The following is a 489-nucleotide window of genomic DNA, read 5'->3' as shown; positions in this document are numbered from 1 at the left end:
CTGTACCGAGCGGGTCCAGGCCCTGCAGAGCGCGGGCCAGGCCTTCGACCTCTATCTGATCGGCAGCCAGAACGACGATGCCCGGATCCGCCTCTGGGCGGTGCTCGCCGGCATCGATCCTGCCAAGGTGCGGACCCGACAGATCACCCTCAACCATGATGCTGGCCGATGGGTCCAGCTGGGCCTGGGCGGCGAGCTGCCAGCGGCTGTCCGCGAGGTGAACGGGCAATGGCTCCGGCAATGATCAAGGCGCTGGGCGCCGTTGTGCTCCTGCAGTCAACCGCGCTCGGCGCGATGGCGGCCGAGACCCCGCCGCCGGCCTATCAGCTGGCCGCCTATCATGCCGGCATCCCTTCCGAGGTGCTGTACTCGGTTGCCCTGCAGGAGAGTGGTACCCGCCTGCGCGGCCAAGGCACGCAATTAGTGCCATGGCCGTGGACGCTCAACGTCGCCGGCGCCGGCTATCGCTTCGCCACCCGCGCCGATGCC

At 69.1% G+C, this 489-nt stretch carries 2 pseudogenes; both read left to right on the top strand.

The annotated features are described in order from the left end of the window. Window positions 1-244 (top strand): annotated as a pseudogene (locus GSQ95_RS25925) (TIGR03759 family integrating conjugative element protein); the annotation flags it as partial. Beyond that, window positions 241-489, top strand: a pseudogene (locus GSQ95_RS25920) (lytic transglycosylase domain-containing protein); the annotation flags it as partial. The pseudogenes GSQ95_RS25925 and GSQ95_RS25920, both read left to right, overlap by 4 nt.

Source organism: Pseudomonas sp. BAV 4579, from assembly GCF_009765395.1.
Lineage (GTDB): Bacteria > Pseudomonadota > Gammaproteobacteria > Pseudomonadales > Pseudomonadaceae > Chryseomonas > Chryseomonas aestiva.
The sequence above is the reverse complement of the archived record's forward strand: the minus strand, read 5'-3'. Positions and strand labels throughout refer to the sequence as shown.